This window comes from Rothia sp. HMSC076D04, from assembly GCF_001814645.1.
In the GTDB taxonomy this organism is placed as follows: Bacteria; Actinomycetota; Actinomycetes; order Actinomycetales; family Micrococcaceae; genus Rothia; species Rothia mucilaginosa.
Genome location: NZ_KV817370.1, coordinates 41,961 through 66,522, shown reverse-complemented (window position 1 = coordinate 66,522; position 24,562 = coordinate 41,961). Strand labels below are relative to the sequence as shown.

Below are 24,562 nucleotides of genomic sequence, written 5' to 3'. Positions count from 1 at the left end.
GAGCGCACCCGTTGGCAAGACTATCCCCTAGATTTAAGCGAGAAACTTAACGCATGTCTGAAAACACCGCTTCGCGCCCCGACCTTCGCAATGTGGCCATCGTGGCACACGTTGACCACGGCAAGACCACCATCGTCGACGCGATGCTGCAGCAGACCCACGCCTTCTCTGCCCACGCAGATGTTGAAGACCGAGTCATGGACTCCGGCGACCTCGAAAAGGAAAAGGGCATCACCATTCTGGCGAAGAACACCACCGTGTTCTACAACGGCCCTTCCGCCAACGGTGAGACCATCACCATTAACGTTATTGACACCCCCGGCCACGCCGACTTCGGTGGCGAGGTGGAGCGCGGCCTGTCCATGGTTGACGGCGTTGTGCTGCTCGTGGACGCATCCGAAGGTCCGCTGCCCCAGACCCGCTTCGTGCTGCGTAAGGCACTGGCTGCTAAGCTGCCCGTGATCCTCGTGGTGAACAAGGTTGACCGCCCCGACTCCCGTATCGACGAGGTCGTTGGCGAGTCCATGGACCTGCTGCTTGGCCTGGCATCCGACCTGGCGGACGAGGTTCCCGACCTGGACCTGGACGCTGTGCTGAACGTTCCGGTGGTGTACGCATCCGGTAAGGCTGGTGCTGCATCCCTGAACCAGCCCGCAGACGGCCAGCTGCCCGACAACGACGACCTTGAGCCGCTGTTCAAGACCATCATCGAGCACGTGCCCGCCCCCACCTACAACCCGGACGAGGTTCTGCAGGCACACGTGACCAACCTGGACTCCTCCCCGTTCCTGGGTCGTCTGGCACTGGTCCGTATCTTCAACGGCACCCTGAAGAAGGGCCAGACCGTTGCGTGGGCACGTCACGACGGTGAAATCAAGAACGTCCGCATCTCCGAGCTGCTGGCTACCAAGGCTCTTGAGCGTGTTCCCGCAGAGTCCGCTGGCCCCGGCGAGATTGTCGCAGTGGCTGGTATCGAGGACATCACCATTGGTGAAACCCTGACCGACGCTGAGAACCCCAAGCCCCTGCCGCTGATTAAGGTGGACGATCCCGCGATCTCCATGACCATCGGTATTAACACCTCCCCGCTGGCTGGCCGCGTCAAGGGCGCAAAGGTCACCGCACGTCAGGTGAAGGACCGCCTGGACCGCGAGCTGATCGGTAACGTGTCCATCAAGGTTCTGCCCACCCAGCGTCCGGACGCGTGGGAGGTTCAGGGTCGTGGCGAGCTCGCCCTGGCTATCCTCGTGGAGCAGATGCGCCGCGAAGGCTTCGAACTGACCGTGGGTAAGCCCCAGGTGGTTACCAAGACCATCGACGGCAAGGTCTACGAGCCCATGGAGCACATGATCATTGACGTGCCCGAGGAACACCTGGGTGCTGTCACCCAGCTGATGGCTGCACGTAAGGGCCGCATGGAGAACATGTCGAACCACGGTACCGGTTGGGTCCGTATGGAGTTCGCTGTTCCCGCACGTGGTCTGATTGGTTTCCGTACTCAGTTCCTGACTGAGACCCGCGGTGCCGGTATTTCTTCCTCCTACTCGATTGAGCACGAGCCGTGGGCTGGCGACATTGAGTACCGCACCAACGGTTCGCTGATCGCTGACCGTGCCGGCGTGGTGACCCCCTACGCGATGATCAACCTGCAGGAGCGTGGCACCTTCTTCGTGGAGCCCACCTCTGAGGTGTACGAGGGCATGATCGTTGGTATGAACTCCCGTGCAGACGACATGGAAGTTAACATCACCAAGGAAAAGAAGCTGACCAACATGCGTTCTTCGACCGCGGACAACTTCGAAAACCTGACCCCGCCGAAGAAGCTGACCCTGGAAGAGTGCCTGGAATTCGCTCGCGAAGACGAGTGTGTTGAGGTGACCCCCGAGGCGATTCGTATCCGTAAGGTCATCCTGGATTCCAACGAGCGTGTCCGCGAGTTCCGCCGCCGCGCCCGCGCGAACTAGTACAGCGCGAACTGATAGCGCGTTAGCGACTCACCTGCTGTAGCGGGTGCTGTCGTTGCGTAAGAACCGCCGCTGCCTTCTGAAGAGGAGGTAGCGGCGGCTCTGTTTAAATCTCAGGCGCGTTCGGGAAGTACCGGCGGGGTAGGGCGGAGAGAAGAACAAGGAGAGCGGAGCGCTTCTGCTTTCTGCCTAAAACCGCTTCTGAAAAGCCTGAACACCCCGCGTTGTACATGCGAGTGTGTAAGATAAAATAATGCGCCTGCACGGTGGCGGCACCCGTCCGCTACTCAACGTCTGCTGATCAACGATGTAAATTGCCGGCGCGCTTTGACCGTCCAAGAAACCCAACCCTGCGTATGAGAGGGAAAGCCTGTGTCTGAAACCGAGAACACTCAGCCTGATTCTGCGACCCCCAGCTACCCCACGCAGGGTGAGCGCATCGCCCCCGGCTCGCGCCGTGACCTGCTGCCGAATAACTACGATGCGAAGAAGGCGCGCATCCTGTTCGTGCATGCACACCCGGACGACGAAACCTCCTCGACCGGCGCGACCATGGCGTACTATGCGCAGAAGGGCGCGGAGGTGTACCTGCTGACCGCTACCCGCGGTGAGCTGGGTGAGGTCATCCCCGAGGAGCTGCATCACCTGGAGGTCGGTAAGCCCGGCTGCCGTGATAACGGTGAGGCGCTGGGCGAGTACCGTACCGGTGAGCTTGCCGGCGCTATCAAGGCACTGGGCGTGAAGAAGCAGTTCTTCCTGGGCCAGGAACCCGCCGTCGCGGAGGGCACGCTGCCGCTATACCGTGACTCCGGTATGGCGTGGGGTCCGGAGGGTAAGCCCGTCGCCAACCCGGTGGCGGCGGAGGATTCGTTGACCGCGCAGCCGCTGGAACCGCAGGCTCAGGCGCTGGTTGCCGCTATCCGCGCCCTCACCCCGGATGTTCTGGTCACCTACGATTCGGACGGCGGCTACGGTCACCCCGACCACGTGCGCGTGTACGAGATCGTGCACCGCGCCCTGCAGATTCTTGAAGATGACGAGGACCGCCCGATTCTCACCTGGGGCATTGAGGGTGAGTTCGATACGGCGGATCAGCGTCTGCAAGCTGCTATTTACGGTGATGGCACCGCCAAGCGTAAGGCAACGGAGGCGCACCGCACCCAGATCACGGTGGTGGACGAGAAGACTTTTGAGTACTCGAATAAGGTGCCGCAGAAGATTTCTGCCGTGGAGACTTTCCGTGTGCTCGACGGTGACCCGACCGCGACCGTGCACCCGAAGCCGCAGGAGGCTGGTCTGGTGGCGGGCGTTCTGGCCGGCTCGATTCTGGGCATTTTTGCCGGTATCGCCGGCTCGATTTACCATGCCTGGGTCGTGTACGCGGGCGATACCGCCCTACCGCTGGGCCTGCTGGTGGCGTACCTGACGGTTTTCTTTACCGCCCTGTGGTGCGCCCTGTCGCTGCGCCGCGGCTACGCGGCGGCTGTCGTGGCTGTTGCAGTGTTCGTGACCGTGTACGTGCTCGGTTACGGTCGCCCCGATTCGCCGTTTGTTCTGGTGAACCCGGGCCATTCGGCGATTGGCTTCTACGGTGCCCTGTGGTGGTTCGGCGCCCCGGTCGCGGCGATGCTGGGCATGCTCGTGTACACGCGCGCTCGTGTGAAGGACGCACAGTATTTCTCGCCGCGTGCGGCGCATCAGCGTGCTCGCGCCAAGAAGTAGGCGCCAAGAAGTAGGCTGAGGCTCATCACTACGTCATAACCTAAGGGGAGGGGCGTTCCGGTTAGCCGGGACGGCCCCTCCTGCTGTTTTGGGTGTTGCGCCGCTGCTGTCTTCTAAACCCGCCGGATAGAGGGCAATAGGAAAGAAAATGTATGCGTTATTCGGTGAATTGTGCGGGGTGGAAATAGCGGCGACTTCATCAAAAAATTCATGTGACGAAGATTTCATTTTTGGCTTAATCTATTTTTAAAAGCCAGCCGACTAGCAATAACGCAAAGAAATACCAGGTCAGCCTAGCCTAAAAAATACCCCCACAAACCCATGAGCCCACTGTCTGATACGCCACGAAAATACGGTTAAACAGCCGGTGCGCGATAGACTATACACAGACTTCCCCGCCGGGTACCACCTACTCGGCGGTTTACTCTGTAGATTTTGCCCTGCAGCAGACGACCCGCAGACCGGCGGGCACGGGGCGAACAGCTTGTAGAAAGGCACACCAATGACCTACGTAATCGCGCTTCCCTGCGTGGATGTCAAAGACCGCGCATGCGTTGAAGAATGCCCCGTCGACTGCATCTACGAAGGCGAACGCACCCTGTACATCCACCCGGATGAGTGCGTGGACTGCGGCGCCTGCGAGCCCGTCTGCCCCGTAGAAGCAATCTACTACGAAGACGACGTCCCCGAAGAGTGGAGCGAATACGTCAGCGCCAACGCAGACTTCTTCGATGACCTGGGTTCCCCCGGCGGCGCAGCAAAGCTCGGCCCCACCGGCAAGGACGTGCCCTTCATCGCGGCGCTGCCCCCTCGTGGCGAGTAATCCCTGCGGCGAGTAATTACGGTATAACCGCATAGACTGACCGCACCCGCTAACGGGTGCCAAGAGCCTCCATCACAGCACCCGGTGCCCACGCACCGTCTAGGCGCTGGAATGGAGGCTCTTGCTGTAGGCACGCCAGCGCACGGACGCTAGACTAAAATGACGAAAACTATTCCCAAGCAACCAGGTGACACAATGACTTACGGCCTGAACCTGCCCGAATACCCCTGGGAGGCGCTTGCCCCCTACCGCGCAACCGCGGCCGCCCACCCGGACGGCCCGGTGGACCTGTCCATCGGCACCCCGGTTGACCCGACCCCGCAGAACATTCGCGAGGCACTGGCGGCTGCCTCTGACGCTCCCGGCTACCCGACCACCCACGGCACCCCCGCCCTGCGTGAGGCTATTGCCGAGTGGTTTGCGCGCCGCCGCGGCGTGACCGGTCTGAGCCCGGAGGCGATCATGCCCACGGTCGGTTCGAAGGAGCTCGTGGCGTGGCTGCCGTTCCTGCTGGGTCTGGGCCCGGGTGATGTGGTCGTGTACCCGCGCGTTGCGTACCCCACCTACGATATGGGTGCCCGCTTCGCCCGCGCCGAGTCTGTGCCCGCCGATAGCCTGGATGAGCTGGACGCTGACACCCGCAGCCGTGTGAAGCTGATTTGGGTGAACTCCCCGGCGAACCCGAACGGTGTGGTGCGTACCGTGGAGCAGCTGCGTGAGATTGTGGCGCAGGCGCGCGAAATCGGTGCCGTGGTGGCATCCGATGAATGCTATGCGGAGCTTGGCTGGGGTGCTTGGGATGAGGCGCGCGGCGGTCAGCCGGTGCCGTCCATCCTGGATCCGCGCGTGTGTGACGGCGACTTCACCGGCCTGTTCGCGGTGTACTCGCTGTCGAAGCAGTCGAACCTCGCCGGTTACCGTGCCGCGTTCATCGCCGGTGCTCCCGAAATCATGCCGAACCTGATTAATAGCCGCAAGCACGCCGGCATGATCGTGCCTGCACCCGTGCAGGCTGCCATGATGGTGGCGCTGGCTGATGAGGCGCACGTGGCGGCGCAGAAGAATCTGTACCGTGCCCGCCGTGAGGTGCTGGAGGAGGCGATTGCCGCCGCTGGTGGCCGCATCGAGAATTCTGAGGCTGGCCTGTACCTGTGGACCACTTTCGGTGAGTCCACCTGGGATTCGATTGGTCGCCTGGCTGAGCTGGGTATTATTGCTGGCCCCGGCGTGTTCTACGGCGAGGACGGCGAAGGCTACGTGCGTATTGCCCTGACCGCTTCTGATGAGGCGGTGGCGAAGGCTGCTGAGCGTCTGAAGGCATCGGCCGCTAAGTAGCCCCGACGGGTCTAACTAGCCCGCATAGCAGAAAGCCCCCGCACCCTCCCGAAAGGGGAGTGCTGGGGCTTTGCCGTATCTGCTGATAATCGTTGGCTGAGGAGCCCGAACGAGAAGGGTTACTTGCGGTCGCCGGGCAGAACGAACATCTGAACGGTCGGCGGGTTCGGGTTATCCAGAGCGTCCGGAATCAGGTTTCGGGTCACCTTTGCGGAGGTGCGCGACGCCAGCCTGTCCGTAATGCCGGTTGCTACAGCCGTCAGCACGAAGTTCACCGTCACGAAGAGTGCCGCCGCCAGAATCAGGGTCTGCAGCACGTTGCCGTCACCGGAACCGATGCGGCGCGCCGAAGCGAGCAGCTCGGGGTAGGAGATGATGTAACCGAGGGCGGTGTCCTTCAGAATCACAACGAACTGGCTGAGCATTGAGGGCATCATCGCGGTGAACGCCTGCGGAAGCAGGATCCGAATCAGCGTCTGGGTCGGGGTCAGACCAATCGCAAGACCCGCCTCGCCCTGACCGCGAGGAAGTTGCTTCACGCCCGAACGCAGTAGCTCAGCAATCACCGAGCCGTTGTACAGGGTCAGACCAATCACCACGGCGATGAAGGGCAGCTGAGCCGGCGGAAGGCCGCTGTACTTGCCCAAGAACAGCCAGAAGAAGATCATCATGATCAGCACCGGCACGGCGCGGAAGAACTCTACCACCACGGTGCCGAACCAGCGGATAACGCGGTACTGGGAGAGTCGAGCAATACCGAAGACCACACCGAACGCAACCGAGGTAACCACCGAAACCGCTGCCGCCGACAGGGTCGAGGCAAGGCCCGGCAGGTAGTAGGAGCTCCAGGCGCGGGCGGTGAACAGGTCAGTCCACTTTTCTGCCTCCAGCTGCCCCTTCTGACCCATCACGGTCAGCACATACACCGCAAATAGTGCAAAAAGGACTACCGCAGCAATGTTGAAGATGCGGATACGACGCTGCGCGATAGGACCCGGCTCGTCGAAAAGCACCGAAGAAGCGGCGCGGGTGTCATTACTGATAAAAGGGTTTTTCATCGCTTCACCGCCAGCTTACGGGATGACCAGGTGGTCAACGCACCAATGGGAACAACAATGATGACAAAGCCCATCGCAAACATGATGAAGATAGCAAGCACCATGTTCGCGTCGAACTCAATCATGGATTTCATCAGCCCGGAGGCCTCCGCCACCGACGCGACCGAGGCGACAGTGCTGTTCTTCGTCAACGCAATCAGAGTATTGCCGAGCGGGGTAATGGCGCCGCGTAGAGCCTGAGGGAAAATCACCAGGCGGGCGGTGTCGAAGAAACCCAGACCGATAGCGCGTGCCGCCTCAGCCTGACCCTTCGGCACGGTGTTCACACCCGAACGGATCGCCTCGCAGATAAACGCCGAATGGTAAATCGACAGGGCAATGACCGCGTACACGAAGAAGTTCGTGTCGAAATCGTGCGAGAAGGAGAGCTGGAACTGCGTCCACACACCCAAAATGGCGAAAGTCATCATGATGGTGAGCGGAGTATTACGGACAGTATGCACATAGGCGGTGCCCACCCAGCGCAGGGACGGGACGGGGCTGATGCGCATGAGCGCCAGCACGGTACCGAGGACGAACGAGCCAATAGCCGCCCAGAGGGTCAGCTCAATATTGGTCATGAAGGCGCCAACCACATCGTACTTGGACAGGAGGGCGCCGAGTTGGTCAAAGAATGACATTCGTGAACCTCTCTAGAGGCCTAGGCGCAGGAGGTGCCCAGGTGCGGCGGGTTGGTTTCGGTGTTGTAGTGGTAGCCGGTGCCTTCGGTGTACTTGGTGATGAGTTTCTCCCAGGTGCCATCGGCAACCATCTCGTTGATGGCGTTGTTCACGGCTTCGCACTTGTCGGTGCCCTTGGGCAGGCCCACGCCGTAGCGTTCGGTCGTGAAGGGGGAGCCGACCACTTTCAGCTTGCCCTTGTTCGCTTTGGTGGCTGCCAGACCGGCGAGGGTTATGTCGTCGGTGGTGACGGCGTCCACCACGCCGCCGTTGAGGGCGACCACGCAGTCGGAGTAGCTGTTCTGCTTGACTAGGTTCACGTTCTTGGCGAACTTGTCCTGCACCTTCTGGGCGCTGGTGGAGCCGGTCACGGAGCAGAGGTTCTTGCCGTTGAGGTCGTCGGGGCCCTTGATGTCGGTGTTATCGGCACGCACGAGCAGGTCCTGACCAGCGGTGTAGTAGGGGCCGGCGAAGTCCACGGTCTTCTTGCGGCTTTCAGAGATGGAGTAGGTCGCAAAAATCATGTCTACCTGACCAGTGTTGAGCATGTTTTCGCGGTTAGCGGCGGGGGATTCTACGAACTCAATCTGCTCTTCGGAGTAGCCGAGCTTGCCGGCGACGTAGCGTGCCACCTCCACGTCGAAACCGGTGTAGGTGTTGCCGTCCTGGTAACCGAGGCCGGGCTGGTCTACTTTGATGCCGATGCGGATCTTGTGGTCGCTGTCTGCGCTGGAGCATCCGGCGAGGACGCCGGTCAGAGCGAGGGAAGCTGCTGCGGCGAGTGCCGCGAGCCTACGTGAATATTTTTGCATGTCGGTCCCTCCGCTTTAGTGGTTGATGATCTTGGAGAGGAAGTCCTTGGCGCGCTCGCTCTTCGGGTTGGTGAAGAACTCGTCCGGGTGCGCCTCTTCGATGATTTCGCCGTCGGCAAGGAAGACGATGCGGTCTGCCGCCTTGCGGGCAAAACCCATCTCGTGGGTCACCACGATCATGGTCATGCCTTCCCTCGCGAGGGAGACCATAGTGTCGAGCACCTCGTTGACCATTTCGGGGTCGAGCGCGCTGGTGGGTTCGTCGAAGAGCATGACCTTGGGCTTCATGGCGAGTGCACGGGCGATGGCGACGCGCTGCTGCTGACCGCCGGAAAGCTCTGCGGGCATTTTGTGCACCTGGGAATCCACACCAACCTTCGCGAGCAGGTTCATGGCTTCTGCTTCTGCCTCTGACTTGGACATTTTGCGGATTCGGCGGGGTCCAAGGGTTACGTTATCGAGGATGTTCTTGTGCGCGAAGAGGTTGTATGACTGGAAGACCATGCCGACTTCGGCGCGGAGCTTGGCGAGTGCGCGGCCTTCTTCGGGTAGTTCTTGTCCGTCAATGGTGATGGATCCGCTGGTGATAGTTTCGAGGCGGTTGATGGTTCGGCAGAGGGTGGATTTGCCGGAACCGGAGGGGCCGAGGAGGACGACGACCTCACCTTTTCCCACGGAAAGGTTGATGTTCTTCAGAACGTGGTTGGTGCCGTAGTACTTGTTGACGTTGGCGATTTCGATGAGGTTTTTCTGCGCTTCGGGAGCTGCCTGTGCGGACATTTTGAACCCTTTCACGTGAGGTGCGTCTATGATGCGGGTTGTCTGTATGCTGAGTTTTCAGCTTACGCCTCATACGGTTTTCTGTCTGCAAAATATTCACTTTACTGTGTAAGCAATGTGAATTTTTAAGCACGAATGCATAGTTATAGTATTTTTGACGTAAAAATATGGGTAAAAAATACCCCATCTTCACAAAAGGCTCTGACTAGGGAATATATTCTCCCCTTTTTCTACGTACTCACGAGGTGTCAAACGCCTTTGGGGAGGTAGTCACGACTTGGTAAAAATTTCGAAAAAAGCGCAGAAAAGTGCCCGATAGGTGAGATAACACCTATCGGGCACTCTTCAACACCCCTCACAAGGGGCTAAAACAGCTTAGGCTTCGTAACCGTTGGGGTTGTTCTTCTGCCAGTTCCAGTGGTCGCGAACCATGGTCTTAATGTCGCGGCTAGCGCTCCAACCCAGATCCGCCAGAGCAGAGGAAGGATCAGCGTAAGAGACCGCAACGTCACCGGGGCGACGATCCACAATCTTGTACGGCAGCTCCTTACCGCACGCCTCCTCGAACGCGTGCAGAACCTGCAGAACCGAGTAGCCGTTACCGGTACCCAGGTTCCAGGTGTGCAGGCCGCCGTGCTCAGTAATGTAGTTCAGCGCCTTCAGATGACCGTCAGCCAGGTCAACCACGTGGATGTAGTCGCGCACGCCGGTACCGTCAACGGTCGGGTAGTCGTTACCGAAGACGTTCAGGTGATCGCGGCGACCCACAGCAACCTGCGCGATGAAGGGCACCAGGTTGTTCGGGATGCCCGCCGGGTCCTCACCGATACGGCCGGACTCGTGCGCACCAACGGGGTTGAAGTAACGAAGCAGAGCAATGTTCCACTTGGGATCGGAAGCAGCCAGGTCAACCAGCATGTCCTCGATGTGCTCCTTGGTGCGGCCGTAGCAGGACTGCGCATCCATGTTCATCTTCTCGATCAGAGGCATGGATTCGGGCTCACCGTACACGGTAGCGGAGGAGGAGAACACGATGGAGTGGCAGTCGGCCTCGTCCATGGCGTACAGCAGGTTCAGGGTGCCAGCCACGTTGGTCTGGTAGTACCACAGCGGCTTCTCAGCGGACTCGCCCACAGCCTTCAAACCCGCAAAGTGAATCACAGCGTCGGGGCGAACCTGCTTGAAGAGAGCCTTCATGCCTTCGAGGTCGAGCAGATCAACCTTGTGGAATTCGGGGGCGCGGCCGGCCAGCTCGGTGACGCGCTTGAGGGACTCTTCGGAGGAGTTGGAGAGGTTATCCATGACGACGACGTCGTGGCCTGCCTCGAGCAATTCAAGTACGGTGTGCGAGCCAATGTAGCCGGCACCGCCGGTAACGAGTACCTTCATGATGTCCTTTCGGGCTTTATATATCCGGAAAAAGTGCTCCGGATGGGGGACAAAAGCTGTTGAGCTGTATCTAATGGTACAGCCGTGCATGCGGTGTAAGTACTGTGGAACACTGTGCGCTTGTGCACTCTGATGTGAGCACGTGGGAGGCGTTATTGAGGTGTGTCGCCACTCGCCCCCACCTCGCTGTATAGCTTGCGTCTAATCCCACCAGAAATACCACTGGCGGCTCTGGTGAATAAACTCCGTCAGCTGCTCAAAATCCTCAAACACCTGGAACGGAAGATCGGAACAGAATGCGAATTGCTCGACCGCCACCTTCTTCGCCTCGACCGGGTCTGCTACGGGGCGTTCCACCAGAAACTCCAGGCAGTCAGCACCGTCAAGAGCCGCCGGGATGGCACCGTACTTTTCACGCCAATAGTGGGTGAATGCCAGCTGCGTTTGAGCGTCCGGGCAGTCATTCCAGCCGCCGAAGGGCAGGTACGCGGGAATATCGGCGGGGTCATCGGTCGGAATCTGTAGCAGGAGCATCTCGCCTTTCTCTTCTTCATCCAGGAGCTCATAGCAGAGTAGGGCGGAAAGAGTCGGGGCGTCATCTTCGGGCTCCTCATCGGGCAGAAAATCGGAGCTCATAAACTCGTCGACAAGCTCGTTGAGGTTGAAGTCGTCCGGGTCGTCCTCGTGAGTCTCTTCGCCATCGTCCATAACCTGGCGCAACTGCTGAGCAATGGCGGCGCTACCGTACTCTTCGGCGGAGGCGCCACCACGGGCGGTACGGTAACGCTGCAGGACAGCACGAGTGTAGGCGCTCACCTGCTCGGGGGTTAGAGTCTCAACATCGTCGATAATGTCGTGCTCAAGGGATACCGCAATGACCATGCTTTCAAGCACCGTATCGTTTAGGTTCAGGAAGAAGGGGACGAACCTCTCCGTGTGCCCCAGCTGAGCCAACTCATCGTAACGAGCCATGGCATCAGTAGCAGGAGCGCCCACCGCAATACGCTCGTGCGGGTAGGGGAAAAGGCGCGTAAAGTGCCGGTAGGTTTCGCTCATCGTCGACTCTGACTTAGTTGATTCAGGCATCTGAGTTCCTCTCTGAACTGTACAAGTGGTCAGTCATGGCGGGTACGCTGTACCCGGTACTACCAGCCTAGCGAAAGCCCGAGCCGTACGCCCTGAAAACGGTCATCGTAGCCGCCGCGGATTCGCGCCCAGCCTGTAAGAGCGGCGGACGAGGGAACACCGGGCGCAGAAAAGGGGCCGGGATGCTTCACACATCCCGACCCCTAAAGTTCACGAACCCCCAACGTTCGCAAGGGCAACCAGCGCTAGTCCAGGTGCAGACTAGTTCAGGTGCAGCGCCTCGTTCAGCTCCACGGTGTTCTTCGCACGCGGCAGAACCTCAATCGCGCCGCTAATCGAATTGCGGCGGAACAGCAGGTTCGACACACCGGACAGCTCCGCAGCCTTCACCACGCGCGCCTCCTGACCGGGCAACAGAACGCTCACGCGCGAACCGGCGGTCACATACAGGCCAGCCTCAACCACGCAGTCATCACCCAGGGCAATACCGATACCGGACTCCGCACCCAGCAGGGAACGCTCACCAATAGACACGCGCTGAGTGCCGCCACCGGAAAGAGTACCCATCGTGGAGGCGCCGCCACCCACATCCGAGCCGTCGCCCACCACAACGCCCTGAGAAATACGGCCCTCAACCATGGAGGTGCCCAGGGTGCCGGCGTTGAAGTTCACGAAGCCCTCGTGCATCACGGTCGTGCCGGACGCCAGGTGCGCACCCAGGCGCAGACGGTCACCGTCGCCAATGCGCACGCCAGCGGGAACCACGTAATCCACCAGGCGCGGGAACTTATCAATGTGGCTCACGCTCAGGTGACCCAGCTTGCGCAGACCAATCGCAAGCTTCTGGAACTCGGCGGCAAGCACCGGGCCGTGGTTGGTCCACGCAACATTCGCCAGGGTGCCGAACAGGCCGTCCAGGTTCAGCTCGTTGGGGCGAACCAGAGTGTGGGAGAGCAGGTGCAGACGCAGGTATGCGTCCACCGCGTCTTCGGGTGCCTCATCCAGGTTGATGGAGGCGGTACGCACCTCGGTACGGGCGTTGCGCGCCGGATGCTCAACGGCCAGGTCCTCTAGCTCGTCCGCGATGGACAGGTCGGGGGTCTGGGTGAGGGAGGGAGCGGGGAACCACGCATCCAGGACGGTGCCGGCGTGCTCGCCAGAGACAACAACATTGACCAGTGCAACGCCGGAGGCGTAACGGGGAGTGTTTTCAGACATGCCTTCCATTATAGTTTTGGGGGTGAGAGCCCCTTCAAGACCGTCTCATATGCTCGATATGGGCGTTGTGGGCGCGGGTGTGTGTACCGGGGAACCTGTAAGGTGGAAGGATGAGCGTTTCCCCGAATATTTCTGAGCGTCACCCTGTACCGCAGCCGCCCCTGAACCTGGACGTGTCCATGCCCGAGCTGACGCGTGCCCTGCTGGATTACGAGTCGGTTTCCGGCAATGAGCAGCCAATTGCTGACGCCGTGCACATGGCGCTGTCGTTCTGCCCGCACCTGCACCTGACCCGTGACGGGGACGCCATTATCGCCCGCACCGAATTCCCGCCGATGCCCGGTGAAGAGGAAGAACGCACCCGCATTATTCTTGCCGGTCACCTGGACACTGTGCCCCTGCCCACCGTTGAGGGTTCGCTGGGTACCGTGCCGTCCACGGTGCGTGAAGAAGAGGACGGGTACGTGCTCTACGGCCGCGGCGCAACCGATATGAAGGGCGGCGTGGCGGTCCAGTTGAAACTTGCCGCCGAACTGACCGCGCAGGACACCGACTACAACCTGACCTACATCTTCTACGACAACGAAGAGGTCGCCAGCGAACTCTCCGGGCTGGCACGCCTGATTCGCAACCACGGCGAGCTTATCACTGACGCAGACTTCGGTGTGTTGCTTGAACCGACCAACGGCACGATTGAGGGCGGCTGCAACGGCACCATGCGTTTCTTCGTGCGCACCCGCGGCCTGGCCGCCCACTCGGGCCGGGCCTGGCGCGGCGAGAACGCAATCCACGCCCTGGCGCCCGCGCTGGCGGCGCTCGCCTCCTACGAGCCGAAGACTATTGCTGTGGAGGGCCTGGACTATCGTGAGGGTCTGAATGCGGTGCAGATTTCTGGTGGCGTTGCCGGTAACGTGATTCCTGATGCGGCGGCAATGCACGTGAACTACCGGTTCGCCCCGGATAAGACCCTGGACGAGGCGGTCGCCCACGTGCGTGAGGTCTTCACCGGTTACGAGCTGGATTTTGTGGATCTTTCCCCGGCGGCTCGCCCCGGACTGGACACCCCGCTGGCGGCTTCCCTGATTGAGGCGGTGGGGCAGGAGCCTCAGCCGAAGTACGGTTGGACGGACGTAGCACGCCTGAGCGAGATCGGTATTCCCGCGGTGAACTTCGGCCCCGGTGACGCTCTGCTGGCTCACACCGATAACGAGCACGTGAGCTTTAGCCAGCTGACCCGCTGCCACGCAGATTTGCGTGCCTGGCTGCTCAGCGACCGCGACGAGGACTAGCCGCGACGCTGATTCTGCCGGTGCTGGCGCTACTATTTGAATTTAGGTGACCGTCAGGGGTTGACGGTCCTGCATGATATGAGATTGACATGAACTTTCTTCTGATTCTGCTTGCCCTGCTGATTTTGGGCATTGCGGTGCTCTCCGTTGTGGCGCTCTCCGGTGAGCGTGCCGTGCCCGGTGCCGCGTTCTTCAGCGGTGTGGGCCGTGATGGTTTGGGCACCTTTGACCGTGTGGAGGATTTGAGCTTTATCGCTCCTCTCGTCGGTGCACCCGAAGAGGACAAGACACACGAGAACGCACCCGCCGCTGAGTCTGCTGCTTCGACCGCAGAATCTGCTGATGCTAACGTCGCTGCCGCTGAGCCGGTTCGCCGCGGTGCGGTTCCCCTGGCTGATGATGCGGAGAGCACCTTGAGCGCGCATGACTTTGTGGAGAAGCGGAAGAACCCGCAGGCTGAGGGGAACTAACGCCCGTGAGTGTTTCGCCTGAACGTAATAGTGATTCCCCCGCGTATTCTCCTGCGCAGGGTGCCGCCACCCCCGCCTCCGGCGAGGAACGGAGCGAGTCTTTTGATGAGCTTCTGACCTGGGCGTACACCGCCGCCGGTGAGCGCCTGCACCGGGTGGGGCAGCGTCTGCGTGCCCTGCCCGCGTGGCTGTCGGTACTGCTGATTTACGGTCTGTCCCGCGTGTGGGGCTTCATCGTGTTTGCTGTGGTTGGCCAGCAGCAGCTGCGCAGCCCGTGGGGTCAGCATCTGGATTATTTGTCGTTCATTAGCATCTGGGATGCCGGCTGGTATGAGCAGATCGCGGTACAGGGCTACCCGAGTGAGCTGCCGGTGAATGCGGCGGGTGTGGTTCAGCAGAATCAGTGGGCTTTTTACCCGATTTTCCCGCAGCTTTCCGGTGCTATTAGCCATGCGACGGGCATCGGGTACTACCCGGTGGCGGCGACGGTTGCTCTGATTGCCGGTTTTGCGGCGGCGTGGGTGATTTACCTGCTGTTTGAGGCGTCGTTGAAGGCGACCGGTTTCACAAGTGAGGAGTCGCCTTCTGCGCTGTCCATGTGGGCTGTGGCGTTGGTATCGTTCTTGCCGGTGGCGCCGGTGCTTCAGGTGCCGTATGCGGAGTCGCTGAACCTGGTGTTCCTTGCCGGTGCGCTGCTGTGCCTGGTTCAGGGACGCTACGGCCTGCTGGTTCCTGTGGCGGCGTTGGCGTGCCTGTCCCGCCCGGTGGGTGTGCCCCTGGGCGCGGCTGCCGGCCTGTTGTGGTTTGCGTGCTGGGTGCGTTCGAGCCGCCAGTCGGGTATGGGCACGGCGTTTGTGCGCCATCTGGGGCAGCTGGTCAGCGCCTTGGTGGTGTGTGCGTGTGCGCTGGTGTGGCCTGCGATTGCGTGGTGGGCTACGGGCCGTGTGGATGCGTACACCGCCACGGAGACGGCGTGGCGCGGTACCCATTTGGCACCGATTCAGCCGTGGCTGTCGCAGGGTTACCTGTACTTTGGGTATGCGGCTCCGGTGCTGCTGACCCTGCTGATTTTGGGATTTATTGCTCTGTGTTTGAGCCCGTTGGCGCGTAGGGTTTTGGCGGCTCCGTTGAACCTGTGGTGCCTGAGTTATTTTGCGTATTTGATTCTGTTTTTGAATCCGCAGTCCTCGACGTTCCGCCTGTTGTTGCCGTTGTTCCCGCTGGTGCTTGTGGTGGCGGCGGCGAGCCGTTCGCGGGCGTATCGTTGGGCGCTGCTGGTGGCGGGTGCGTGTGCGCAGTGGGGCTGGGTGGGCTGGCTGTGGCATTGGAAGCAGCTGCCCGGCGGTGGAGATTACCCGCCGTAAACCGAATATTGTGACTGGAGACCGCCGGTGTGCTGCCGGCGGTCTTTTGCGTTCGGGAGGCGGGCGTGCCTGCGGTTGGAGCCGCAGCGTTTTAACCCGGCGGCGGAGACTACCCGCCGTAAACCGCTGAATCTATCCAACGGATGTTTGAGACCGCCGGTGTGCTGCCGGCGGTCTTTTGCGTTCGGGAGGCGGGCGTGTCTGCGGTTGGAGCCGCAGCGTTTTACCCCGGCGGTGGAGATTACCCGCCGTAAACCGCTGATGTGGCGTCCTTAGCCGTGGGCGCAATGCCCCTCCGCGGCGCTGTAGCGTACGCCTTCTGCTTGTCCAGAGCTTAAAGACACGTCCAGAAAGCGCCGCGGGTTCGGCGGTGCTGGCTCGGAACTGATAATCTATATTCTGTGTTTGGTATTAGTGGCACCGAGTTGATTATTTTGGCCATCATCACGTTTGTGGTGATTGGTCCCGAACGCATGCCCGAATACGCCCGACAGATCCGTGAATTCGTCAAGACTGTGCGCCGCATGGCGTTTGACGCGAAGGACGACTTCAAGGAAGCCCTGGGCGAGACGGGTCTGGAAGATATTAACTGGCGCCAGTACGACCCCCGCCAGTACGATCCGCGCGTGATTGTGAAGCAGGCGTTCGCTGAGGATGACGCCGAGCGTGAGCGTGAGGCGAAGGAACGTGAAGAGGCGCTGCTGAAGGAGAAGGAAAAGTCGGAGAGCCGTGCTCTTCCGCGAGGCGCATACGCCCCCTTCGACGTGGACGCCACCTAAGATTTTGAAACGAAAGAACCCCGCACCGTGATGGTGCGGGGTTCTTTCTGTATCAGCTGTCTGACCGTCAGCTTCTAGATGCTTGGTCCTAGACGGCGACATCTCTAGACGGCTGGATCTCTAAACGAAGAGCGGCAGGCTTTGACCCGCCCGCGACTCGCCCGACTGCAACAGCTGCGAGGCGATGGACTGAATCTCTTCGGCGGTGGTCGAATCCGGGTGGCTCCAGACCACCGGGGTGCCCTCGTCGCCGCCGGTACGCAGGTTCACATCCAGCGGGACAGAACCGAGCAGCGGTACCGGGTAGGAGAGCGCCTCCGAAAGGCGCTCAGCGAGCACCTGACCGCCGCCAGAACCGAACATATCGAGCACGGTACCGTCCGGCAGGGTCATGGCAGCCATATTCTCGACCACGCCCACGACCTTCTGACCGGTCTGCAGGCTCAGGGTGCCGGCACGCTCCGCCACATCCACAGCGGCGTGCTGCGGGGTGGAAATGAGCACCAGCTCCGCATTCGGCAGCAGCTGAGCCATGGAGATGGCAATATCGCCGGTGCCGGGAGGCAAATCCAGTAGCAGCACGTCCAGGGCGCCGAAGTGCACATCCATGATGAACTGCTCCAGGGCACGGTGCAGCATGGGGCCGCGCCACGCCACCGGCTCGTTGCCCTTGAGGAACATGCCGATAGAAATCACGCGAATAAAGCCGCCGCTGACCTTCTGCTCACCCCAACGCTGGGCGGGGGCGGGCACGTCCACGGTCGGCGGAAGAATCAGGTCATCCAGGCGGGTCGGGGCGTCGGTAATGCCCAACAGACCGGGGATGGAGAAGCCGTGCACATCCGCGTCAATAATGCCCACCGCAAGCCCGCGCGAAGCGAACGCGGCGGCAAGATTCGCGGTCATGGAGGACTTACCCACGCCGCCCTTACCGGACACCACACCGAACACGCGGGTCAGCGAACCGGGTGCGGTAAACGGGTTGGAACGCTCCGGCTTGAGCATCGAACGCAGGGCGGAACGCTGCTGCGGGTTCATCGCACCCACCTGCAACTGCACACGCTCAATACCCTCAACGGTGGCGGCGGCGTCACGAACCTGCTGCTCGATGGTGTTCTTCAGCGGGCAACCCTCAATGGTGAGTAGCACCGTGACCTCAGCCCAGTGGCGGCCGGGAATCGGCTCACCGCGCTCATCCAGTTCAGGATGCACGAGCGCAGTCTCAACCATGCCCAGCTCCGTAATGGGGCGGCGCAGTTCGGGATCCTCGACGCGGGCGAGTGCCGCGTAGAGCGCATCCTGCAGGGGCGAATTAGTGGTCACGGGCGCCTCCCTCACGGGTGCGCTCTGCCTGCTGCTGTGCCTGCTGGGATTCGCGGCTCTGAGGCTGGCTCAAATCGCCTCGGTGGGGATCCTGTGCGGAGTCCTTCGCAGAGCGTTCAGCCTTGTCAGGTGCCTGCTCGGTACCGTTCTCCGTGTTATTAGAGTCCGTGCCCTCAGAGTTCTGGCTATCAGAGCCCTGCTCCTCAGCGTCCTTTTCCTCGCCCTCGGAGATATCGATATCGTCGATAGCCTCCTCCAGGTCCTCAATGTCCTCGCTGATGTCCTGCAGCTGCTCGGCGTGGCGCTCCTGCTCCTGCGCAATGTTCTGCAGTTCCTCAAGAATGTCGCGCAGCTCGCTTCGGACGAAGTCTCGGGTCGCCACCTCGCGCAGGGCAATACGCAGCGAAGCGATCTCACGGGTCAGGTACTGGGTCTCCTCCAGGTTCTGCTGGTCACGCTTACGGTCCTCAGAGGCCACCACGCGGTCGCGGTCATCCTGACGGTTCTGCGCCAACAGCAGCAGGGGAGCAGCGTAAGAAGCCTGCAGGGACAGCATCAGGGTCAGCAGGGTGAAGTTCAGGCTACGCGGGTCGAACTGCATCTCCTCCGGTGCCAGGGAGTTCCACGCCAGCCACACGCCACAGAAAATGGTCATCCACATCAGGAACTGCGGGGTACCCATGTAGCGTGCGAAACCCTCGGTCATGCGGCCGAAAGCGTCCGGGTTGGGGCTCGAGAACAGCTTCGGCTTGCGGGTGCCGGGGGTGCTCAGCTGCGAGTCGCTACGCTGCGGGCGGGAGTCGCCGCGCTCGCGGTTGCGTTCAGCGTACTTCTTCTCCAGGCGGTCCTTGAGGATGCGCGCCTTATCGATGCGGGGGTTCTCTTCGGTACGGTTTGCGTCGCGGCGGTTCGAATCAGGCAAAGCGTCGTCCTACCTTTCGTACGGGAGTTCCATCATCGTAAGTGCGCCAGTCTTCGGGCAGGAGCGCATCGAGCACGTCGTCGATGGTCACTGCGCCTACCAGGCGGTGCGATTCGTTCACAATGGGAACGATGGTCAGGTCATAGGTCGCCAGCACGCGTGCCAGCTCTTCCAAACTTGCCTGGTCAGAGACAGGCTCAGTGTCGGTATCGAGGATGTGACCAATCGGCTCACTCGGCGGCACACGCAGCAGCTTCTGCATGTGCACCAGACCCAGGTACTTGCCGGTCGGCGTTTCCAGGGGCGGGCGGGTCACCATGACGGCAGCCGCCATCGCCGGAGGGATCTCCTCGGCGCGGATGTGCGCGAGCGCCTCCGCAACGGTCGCCTCGGGGGAGAGGATGATCGGCACCGGGTTCATGAGCGAACCGGCGGTACCCTCGTCGTATTCGAGCAGTCGACGCACGTCGTCTGCTTCGTCGGGTTCCATGAGCTCGAGCAGCTTTTCACGCTGGGCGTCGTCCAGTTCGATGAGCAGGTCGGCGGCGTCGTCCGGTTCCATCTCTTCGAGGACCTGCGCGGCACGCTCGTCGTCCAGGTGCGACAGAATCTGCACCTGATCCTCGGCGGGCAGCTCCTGCAGAACGTCCGCGAGGCGTTCATCCTGCAGCTCGGCGGCGATTTCGACCATGCGCTTATCGCTCATCTCGTGGATAGCGTCCGCAAGGTCGGCGGGCTTGGAGTTCTCGTGGTTCGCCACGAACGCGGTTGCCGCCTGCGGTTCCACGTCGGTGGAGAGCACCGCCTCGTCCCAGTCGACGATGAGGGTCTCCTTAGAGCGGCGGCGCCACGTGCTGGAGGAGGAGCTGACGCGGGAAACGAACAGCTCGGTCACGCCCCAGTCGCCGTTGCGGCGCTGCTCAATGGCGACGTCCTCAATGACGGCGTCGCCGCTGCCGTCGAGCAGACGCACGCGGCGGTCAAAGAGCTCACCCACGATGAGAGTCTCAGAGTTGCGCTGTTCAAAGCGGCGCAGGTTCACCAGGCCGGTCGAAATAATCTGTGAAGCGTCGATACTTCGCACACGGGTCATAGGCATGAATACGCGTTTCTTGCCGAGCACCTCAACGATGATGCCGACAACAATGGGTTCGCTGCCCTTGGCGGGGCGGGCGCCCGCAATGGAGGCGCCCAGGCCGCGTTTGAGCACGACGACATCTCGGAGACGGCCGAGGCGGTCACCGAAGGGGTCAAAAACGTCGAGGCCCAGAAGGCGGGCAATGTAAATCTTGCTGGGGGTGCTGAACTTCGAATTGCTCACCTCTCTAGGGTACGCTCCACCGCGGGGATTCGCACTTTGAGAAGCCTAATTGAACAGGTGTTCGCTACGCCTGTAGAGGAGCTGACTGCCCACCGGGTCCAGGGTTAGGGCGGGCGGTAGAATAGGAGCCATGACTTCTAACCTGCCGAATATTCCCTCGACCCCGCCTTCTTCGTACTTGGCCTCGCGCCTGGCGCAGGCTCAGGGCAAGCCCCTGCCCGCCGGTGAGGCGATCGCCTCCTTCGTTCGTCACGATGATGCGCTCGCCGCTTTCGATGTGCTCAGCGAGCAGGATTACCCGGTCACGGCGCTGTACCTGGTCAATGATGGTATCCGCCAGGTGGAGTACCCGGTACAGCCCGGTTACGGTCGTGCCCTGATTTCTGCGGCGATTCAGGGCGCGTCGATGGGCCTGGTGTTTTCGGTGCTGTTGACTCTGACCGGTGACTCTTTTACGTCGGTGGCGCTAAGGTACGTACCGCTGTCGGTGGCTGTGTTTGTGCTGTGGCAGATGTATATTCTTCGTCGTAATCGCGGTATTCGTTACCCGATGCGTACCGAGGCGATTCCCTCGCGTACCGTGATGTACGCTCTGCCGGAGTACGCTCAGGATGCACGCCGCGTGCTGGGTGCGCACCCTCGCTTCTCGGCGGCGGTTGCGGCTGCGCGGGCGGCGGCGGCCCCGGAGGCTTCGCAGGCGCGGGCGGCTCAGAGTACCGTTTCGATGAATGGTGCACCGGTTCCGACCGGTGCGCCGAAGGCACCCTCGTACCGTGCGCAAGCGGGTAGTCAGCCGGCGCCGAACCAGAACCTGCCCGAGCGTGATACTACTGCGCAGAACGCGGTGGCTCAGAGTGCGGCGCAGAACATGCCCGCACCGGTTGCCCCCGCACAGCCTGCACAGCCTACTCAGTCCGCACAATCCGCTCAGCCTTCCGAACAGGAACAGGCAAGTACTGACCAGGCGACCGCTCAGAAGTCAGATACGCAGAAGCGCCCGGCACAGCGGTACGGTCTGCGCGTGGACGACCCGGAAGAATACGCGAAGCTGATTCAGCCCAAGCCGCAGCGTCCGACCCCGCGCCCGCAGGGCCTGCACGATAACTCCTCGCAGGACTCCGAATAACTTCACGCCGTAACGGCGGTAGCCGCCCGTAGCGGCTCATACGGCAGGCATAGAAGACAGCACTTAGAAGACACGAGAAAGCCCCTCACCGAACGAATCGGTGAGGGGCTTTCCCTATAAGACGTTACTAACGTAACTGGAGGGGGGCTAGGCGTTACTTCGCCAGCTTCGCCATCCACTCCTCAATACCCTCAACGGTGCGCGGCAGCGCAGCGGAGAGGTTCACGTTGCCGTCCTCGGTGCAGAGCACGTCGTCCTCAAGGCGGATACCGATACCGCGGTACTCCTCGGGGATAGACATGTCCTCTTCCTTGAAGTACAGTGCCGGCTCAATGGTGAAGACCATGCCCGGCTCCAGCTCAGCCCACATGTACAGTTCAGCCTTCGCCTGCGCGCAGTCGTGCACGTCCAGACCCAGGTGGTGGCTGGTGCCGTGCGGCATCCAGCGGCGGTGCTGACCGCCCTCAATGGTGAGGGAAACCTCGGCAGAAACCGGCAGCAGGCCCCACTCTTCCAGACGGTGAGCCAGAACCTCCATAGCGGCGTCGTGAAGTTCGTGGAACTTACGGCCCGGCTTAGCCACCTCGAACGCGGCGTCAGCTGCGTCCAGCACAGCGTTGTAGACCTTCGCCTGAACCTCGGTGAACTTACCGTTCACGGGGAAGGTGCGGGTCACGTCTGCGGTGTACAGGGTGTCGTCCTCAACGCCTGCGTCCAGCAGCAGCAGCTTGCCGTCATCGACGGTGCCGTTGTTACGGATCCAGTGCAGGATGGTTGCGTTGTTACCGCACGCTGCGATGGTGTCGTAGCCCAGGTCGTTACCGTCGGTACGTGCCACGGAGAAGAACGCGGTCTCAACGACGCGCTCGCCGCGGTGGTGCGCAACAGCCTTAGGCAGCTCGCGCACGACCTCTTCGAAGCCCTTGACGGTCAGGTCAACGGAACGCTGCAGGTTCTCAACCTCGATAGCGTCCTTGATCAGGCGAGCCTCGGAGAGAGCCACGGCAAGCTCGGAGTCCAGCTTGTCAGCCTGCTCCAGCTCCACGCCGGTGTTGTAGCGGGAGGTGTCAACCAGCGCGTCAACAGCCGGGTCAACGTTGCGGACCAGGCGGATGTTCACGCCGCCCAGGCCCTGGTTGCCGGCGTTCTTGGTGATAGCAACCTCAAGCTCGGACAGGTCGCGGGTACGCAGACCGTAACGCTCGGAGAACTCCTTCAGGGTGGGGCGGGGGCCAACCCAGAACTCGCCGTAACGTGCATCCGCGTAGAACTCTGCGGTGTCACGGCCAGCCAGCGGACGGAAGTACAGGGTCACCTCGTGGTTGGAACCGTTGTCACCGGTGCCCTCTTCGACGGGCTCGAAGATCAGCACGGCGTCGGGCTCGTGGTCGATGCCCAGACCGGTCTGGTGCGCAAACGCCGAGTGGGGGCGGAAGCGGTAGTCGCAGTCGTTGGAGCGGACCTTCAGCGGGCCTGCAGGCAGGACGAGGCGCTCGCCGGGGAATGCCTTGGAGATCTTGGCGCGGCGCTCAGCTGCGTAGTCTGCTACGGGCTCGCGGGTGTAGCCGTCATCTTCGGCCTTGGCCCAGTCCTTAGCAATGAATTCGGTGAACGCAGACGCCTTAGGGGTGCTGCGGTGGTCGTTCTTCTGAGCTTCGGTGCTCTTCTCGTTGTTCTCAGTCATGGGTTAATCATATCTCCTTCACCACAGGTGGGCAGGTGTTTTAGCGCTTTTGACCATAAGAGGGGCGCGGTGGGGCAGAATATATCTTTGACTTGCGACCGGGTGCCTGATATTGCGCCGCCGATATTGGTAGGGTTGAATCAGAAGAGTAGATGACATACCTTAAACCCCGCTGAGGTGGCGACGAACTAGCAGGGGCGGGGAAGGAGAGAATATGACGCAGACAGAACACCGAAATAGTGCACCTAATGCGCAGCAGGCACTGCAGCCCGCTGAATCGGGTGCGCCTGAACACCTGAACCGTGCCGGGCGTTACGATCTGCATATTCACTCCGCTATTTCTGACGGCACGCAGAGCCTGACCGAGCTGGTGCCGCTGATTGCTCGCGCCGGGTTGGCTGGGTTTGCGCTGACTGATCACGATACGACGGCTGGTTGGGTGCAGGCGGCCCAGCTGGCGGGTGAGTACGGTCTGGATTTTCTGCCGGGTGCAGAGTTCTCTTGCCGTTACCGATACACCGACGGTGAGGGCCGTGCGCGCACGAAGACTATTCATCTGCTCGCTTATGGTTTTGACCCGGTGGGTTCGGAGTTGGCGCGCCGTGTGGAGGCGATTCGTGCCAGCCGTGAGGGCCGTGCGCAGGCTATTGTGGGCCGTCTTGCCGCTGACTACCCGCTGACCTGGGATGACGTGTTGACGCAGGTGAGGGAGGGGAACACGGCGGTGGGCCGCCCCCATATCGCTGATGCGCTGGTTGCCGCCGGTGTGGTGACTGACCGTTCTGAGGCTTTTGCGAAGCTGCTGTACACGGGCAGCCCCTACTATGTGCCGCAGGATGCGCTGGATCCGTTGGAGGCGGTGCGTCTGGTTCGTGAGGCTGGGGGTGTGCCGGTGATTGCGCATCCGATGAGTACGATGCGTGGTCCCGCCCTGAGCCTGGAGTACCTGGGTTTGATGGTGGATGCTGGCTTGGCGGGTGTGGAGGTGTATCACCGTGAGAACTCCCCGGAGGACCGGGCGCGTCTGCTGGAGTTCATTGAGTGTCAGCGTGCGGCGGGCCGTGAGGTTCTGGTGACGGGTTCGAGTGATTATCACGGCGCGGGTAAGCCGAACCTGCTGGGTGAGAACACGACGGATGCGGTGACGGTGGCGCGTATCCGCGAGCAGCTGGCGGCACAGCACTAAAACAAAAGTGTGGGGCGGGTTCCTAATCAAAGGAACCCGCCCCCCATTCTTTTGCTTTCACCTCATTGCATATTCCCTAAATCTCTACCTGAAGGTTAGGATTTTTGGTACGCTGAGAACGTTCTACTCATTGGGGCGCACAAAGATTGTGCCTCCCCTCTGTTCATGAAGGAGCTATGATGCTTCGACAAT

General features: G+C 61.3%; 21 protein-coding genes. 10 read left to right on the top strand and 11 right to left on the bottom strand.

Annotated features, from left to right (window positions below; translation table 11 throughout):
- Positions 1-53 precede the first annotated feature (53 nt).
- The 4 genes from typA (at position 54) to dapC (ending at position 5,844) form a co-directional block, all read left to right on the top strand.
- On the top strand, positions 54-1,964 hold the full coding sequence (typA, locus tag HMPREF2980_RS06430; RefSeq protein WP_049337315.1) for a translational GTPase TypA: 1,911 nt from the start codon (positions 54-56) through the stop codon (positions 1,962-1,964).
- Positions 1,965-2,336: 372 nt separating this feature from the next.
- Positions 2,337-3,686, top strand: coding sequence for a PIG-L family deacetylase (locus tag HMPREF2980_RS06425; protein ID WP_070690921.1), 1,350 nt, complete (start codon positions 2,337-2,339; stop codon positions 3,684-3,686).
- Between the two features lie 502 nt (positions 3,687-4,188).
- The gene (fdxA, locus tag HMPREF2980_RS06420; RefSeq protein WP_005505213.1) at positions 4,189-4,509 is read left to right on the top strand and encodes a ferredoxin; all 321 of its coding nucleotides are present in this window, start codon (positions 4,189-4,191) and stop codon (positions 4,507-4,509) included.
- Between the two features lie 195 nt (positions 4,510-4,704).
- Complete coding sequence (dapC, locus tag HMPREF2980_RS06415) at positions 4,705-5,844, top strand: succinyldiaminopimelate transaminase (RefSeq protein ID WP_070690920.1); 1,140 nt, start codon at positions 4,705-4,707, stop codon at positions 5,842-5,844.
- A gap of 119 nt (positions 5,845-5,963) precedes the next feature.
- Here dapC and HMPREF2980_RS06410 read toward each other — a convergent pair whose 3' ends face one another.
- The 7 genes from HMPREF2980_RS06410 to dapD form a co-directional block, all read right to left on the bottom strand.
- Positions 5,964-6,902 carry an amino acid ABC transporter permease gene (locus HMPREF2980_RS06410; protein ID WP_005508486.1) on the bottom strand — a complete coding sequence of 313 codons (939 nt, stop codon included), beginning with the start codon at positions 6,900-6,902 and terminating at the stop codon, positions 5,964-5,966.
- The gene (locus HMPREF2980_RS06405; RefSeq protein WP_060824495.1) at positions 6,899-7,582 is read right to left on the bottom strand and encodes an amino acid ABC transporter permease; all 684 of its coding nucleotides are present in this window, start codon (positions 7,580-7,582) and stop codon (positions 6,899-6,901) included. The genes HMPREF2980_RS06410 and HMPREF2980_RS06405 overlap by 4 nt, the downstream gene beginning before the upstream one ends.
- A gap of 20 nt (positions 7,583-7,602) precedes the next feature.
- Entirely contained in the window at positions 7,603-8,433 is an 831-nt protein-coding gene (locus HMPREF2980_RS06400) for a glutamate ABC transporter substrate-binding protein (protein ID WP_005508488.1), read from the bottom strand.
- Positions 8,434-8,448: 15 nt separating this feature from the next.
- Entirely contained in the window at positions 8,449-9,213 is a 765-nt protein-coding gene (locus HMPREF2980_RS06395; RefSeq protein ID WP_049337287.1) for an amino acid ABC transporter ATP-binding protein, read from the bottom strand.
- Between the two features lie 375 nt (positions 9,214-9,588).
- A complete protein-coding gene (gene galE, locus HMPREF2980_RS06390) occupies positions 9,589-10,602 on the bottom strand; it encodes a UDP-glucose 4-epimerase GalE (RefSeq protein ID WP_070690917.1) in 1,014 nt (337 codons plus the stop codon).
- A 201-nt stretch (positions 10,603-10,803) separates the two neighbouring features.
- Positions 10,804-11,688, bottom strand: coding sequence for a DUF4253 domain-containing protein (locus HMPREF2980_RS06385; protein WP_049358532.1), 885 nt, complete (start codon positions 11,686-11,688; stop codon positions 10,804-10,806).
- A 261-nt stretch (positions 11,689-11,949) separates the two neighbouring features.
- Complete coding sequence (gene dapD, locus HMPREF2980_RS06380; RefSeq protein ID WP_070690915.1) at positions 11,950-12,915, bottom strand: 2,3,4,5-tetrahydropyridine-2,6-dicarboxylate N-succinyltransferase; 966 nt, start codon at positions 12,913-12,915, stop codon at positions 11,950-11,952.
- 101 nt (positions 12,916-13,016) lie between these two features.
- On the opposite strand from dapD, the gene dapE reads away from it, so the two are divergent.
- The 4 genes from dapE to HMPREF2980_RS06360 all read left to right on the top strand — a co-directional run bounded on the left by dapE (position 13,017) and on the right by HMPREF2980_RS06360 (position 16,808).
- A complete protein-coding gene (dapE, locus tag HMPREF2980_RS06375) occupies positions 13,017-14,195 on the top strand; it encodes a succinyl-diaminopimelate desuccinylase (protein ID WP_070690913.1) in 1,179 nt (392 codons plus the stop codon).
- 89 nt (positions 14,196-14,284) lie between these two features.
- Positions 14,285-14,665: a taurine ABC transporter substrate-binding protein gene (locus tag HMPREF2980_RS06370; RefSeq protein ID WP_070687479.1), complete on the top strand. Its 381-nt coding sequence runs from the start codon at positions 14,285-14,287 to the stop codon at positions 14,663-14,665.
- 5 nt (positions 14,666-14,670) lie between these two features.
- Positions 14,671-16,029, top strand: a complete 1,359-nt coding sequence (locus HMPREF2980_RS06365; protein ID WP_070690910.1) for a hypothetical protein — start codon at positions 14,671-14,673, stop codon at positions 16,027-16,029.
- Between the two features lie 401 nt (positions 16,030-16,430).
- Entirely contained in the window at positions 16,431-16,808 is a 378-nt protein-coding gene (locus HMPREF2980_RS06360; protein ID WP_005505243.1) for a twin-arginine translocase TatA/TatE family subunit, read from the top strand.
- Between the two features lie 120 nt (positions 16,809-16,928).
- Here the strand turns inward: HMPREF2980_RS06360 and HMPREF2980_RS06355 are convergent, their stop codons facing one another.
- From HMPREF2980_RS06355 to HMPREF2980_RS06345, 3 genes are read right to left on the bottom strand one after another with little or no spacing between them, the layout of a single operon-like run.
- Positions 16,929-18,131, bottom strand: coding sequence for a P-loop NTPase (locus HMPREF2980_RS06355; RefSeq protein ID WP_070690908.1), 1,203 nt, complete (start codon positions 18,129-18,131; stop codon positions 16,929-16,931).
- A complete protein-coding gene (locus tag HMPREF2980_RS06350; protein ID WP_070690906.1) occupies positions 18,121-19,053 on the bottom strand; it encodes a DUF1003 domain-containing protein in 933 nt (310 codons plus the stop codon). The genes HMPREF2980_RS06355 and HMPREF2980_RS06350 overlap by 11 nt, the downstream gene beginning before the upstream one ends.
- Positions 19,046-20,374, bottom strand: coding sequence for a magnesium transporter MgtE N-terminal domain-containing protein (locus tag HMPREF2980_RS06345; RefSeq protein ID WP_005508498.1), 1,329 nt, complete (start codon positions 20,372-20,374; stop codon positions 19,046-19,048). Before HMPREF2980_RS06345 ends, HMPREF2980_RS06350 begins: the two co-directional genes overlap by 8 nt.
- A gap of 130 nt (positions 20,375-20,504) precedes the next feature.
- Between HMPREF2980_RS06345 and HMPREF2980_RS06340 the strand changes: the two genes are divergently transcribed.
- Positions 20,505-21,500: a hypothetical protein gene (locus HMPREF2980_RS06340; RefSeq protein ID WP_070690902.1), complete on the top strand. Its 996-nt coding sequence runs from the start codon at positions 20,505-20,507 to the stop codon at positions 21,498-21,500.
- Positions 21,501-21,654: 154 nt separating this feature from the next.
- On the opposite strand, the gene HMPREF2980_RS06335 is transcribed toward HMPREF2980_RS06340, so the two are convergent.
- Positions 21,655-23,184, bottom strand: coding sequence for an aminopeptidase P family protein (locus HMPREF2980_RS06335; RefSeq protein WP_070690899.1), 1,530 nt, complete (start codon positions 23,182-23,184; stop codon positions 21,655-21,657).
- A gap of 214 nt (positions 23,185-23,398) precedes the next feature.
- On the opposite strand from HMPREF2980_RS06335, the gene HMPREF2980_RS06330 reads away from it, so the two are divergent.
- Positions 23,399-24,370 (top strand): PHP domain-containing protein, encoded by a 972-nt coding sequence (locus HMPREF2980_RS06330; RefSeq protein WP_083313517.1) that lies wholly within the window; start codon positions 23,399-23,401, stop codon positions 24,368-24,370.
- The last annotated feature ends 192 nt before the right edge of the window (positions 24,371-24,562 follow it).

Excerpts from the sequence above, each read along its gene's own strand:
- dapE (WP_070690913.1), top strand. The coding sequence starts at position 13,017 with ATGAGCGTTTCCCCGAATATTTCTGAGCGTCACCCTGTACCGCAGCCG.
- HMPREF2980_RS06335 (WP_070690899.1), bottom strand. The coding sequence starts at position 23,184 with ATGACTGAGAACAACGAGAAGAGCACCGAAGCTCAGAAGAACGACCAC.
- dapD (WP_070690915.1), bottom strand. The coding sequence starts at position 12,915 with ATGGAAGGCATGTCTGAAAACACTCCCCGTTACGCCTCCGGCGTTGCA.
- fdxA (WP_005505213.1), top strand. The coding sequence starts at position 4,189 with ATGACCTACGTAATCGCGCTTCCCTGCGTGGATGTCAAAGACCGCGCA.
- HMPREF2980_RS06340 (WP_070690902.1), top strand. The coding sequence starts at position 20,505 with ATGACTTCTAACCTGCCGAATATTCCCTCGACCCCGCCTTCTTCGTAC.
- HMPREF2980_RS06330 (WP_083313517.1), top strand. The coding sequence starts at position 23,399 with ATGACGCAGACAGAACACCGAAATAGTGCACCTAATGCGCAGCAGGCA.
- HMPREF2980_RS06395 (WP_049337287.1), bottom strand. The coding sequence starts at position 9,213 with ATGTCCGCACAGGCAGCTCCCGAAGCGCAGAAAAACCTCATCGAAATC.
- HMPREF2980_RS06400 (WP_005508488.1), bottom strand. The coding sequence starts at position 8,433 with ATGCAAAAATATTCACGTAGGCTCGCGGCACTCGCCGCAGCAGCTTCC.
- typA (WP_049337315.1), top strand. The coding sequence starts at position 54 with ATGTCTGAAAACACCGCTTCGCGCCCCGACCTTCGCAATGTGGCCATC.
- HMPREF2980_RS06405 (WP_060824495.1), bottom strand. The coding sequence starts at position 7,582 with ATGTCATTCTTTGACCAACTCGGCGCCCTCCTGTCCAAGTACGATGTG.
- dapC (WP_070690920.1), top strand. The coding sequence starts at position 4,705 with ATGACTTACGGCCTGAACCTGCCCGAATACCCCTGGGAGGCGCTTGCC.
- HMPREF2980_RS06385 (WP_049358532.1), bottom strand. The coding sequence starts at position 11,688 with ATGCCTGAATCAACTAAGTCAGAGTCGACGATGAGCGAAACCTACCGG.
- HMPREF2980_RS06410 (WP_005508486.1), bottom strand. The coding sequence starts at position 6,902 with ATGAAAAACCCTTTTATCAGTAATGACACCCGCGCCGCTTCTTCGGTG.
- galE (WP_070690917.1), bottom strand. The coding sequence starts at position 10,602 with ATGAAGGTACTCGTTACCGGCGGTGCCGGCTACATTGGCTCGCACACC.
- HMPREF2980_RS06370 (WP_070687479.1), top strand. The coding sequence starts at position 14,285 with ATGAACTTTCTTCTGATTCTGCTTGCCCTGCTGATTTTGGGCATTGCG.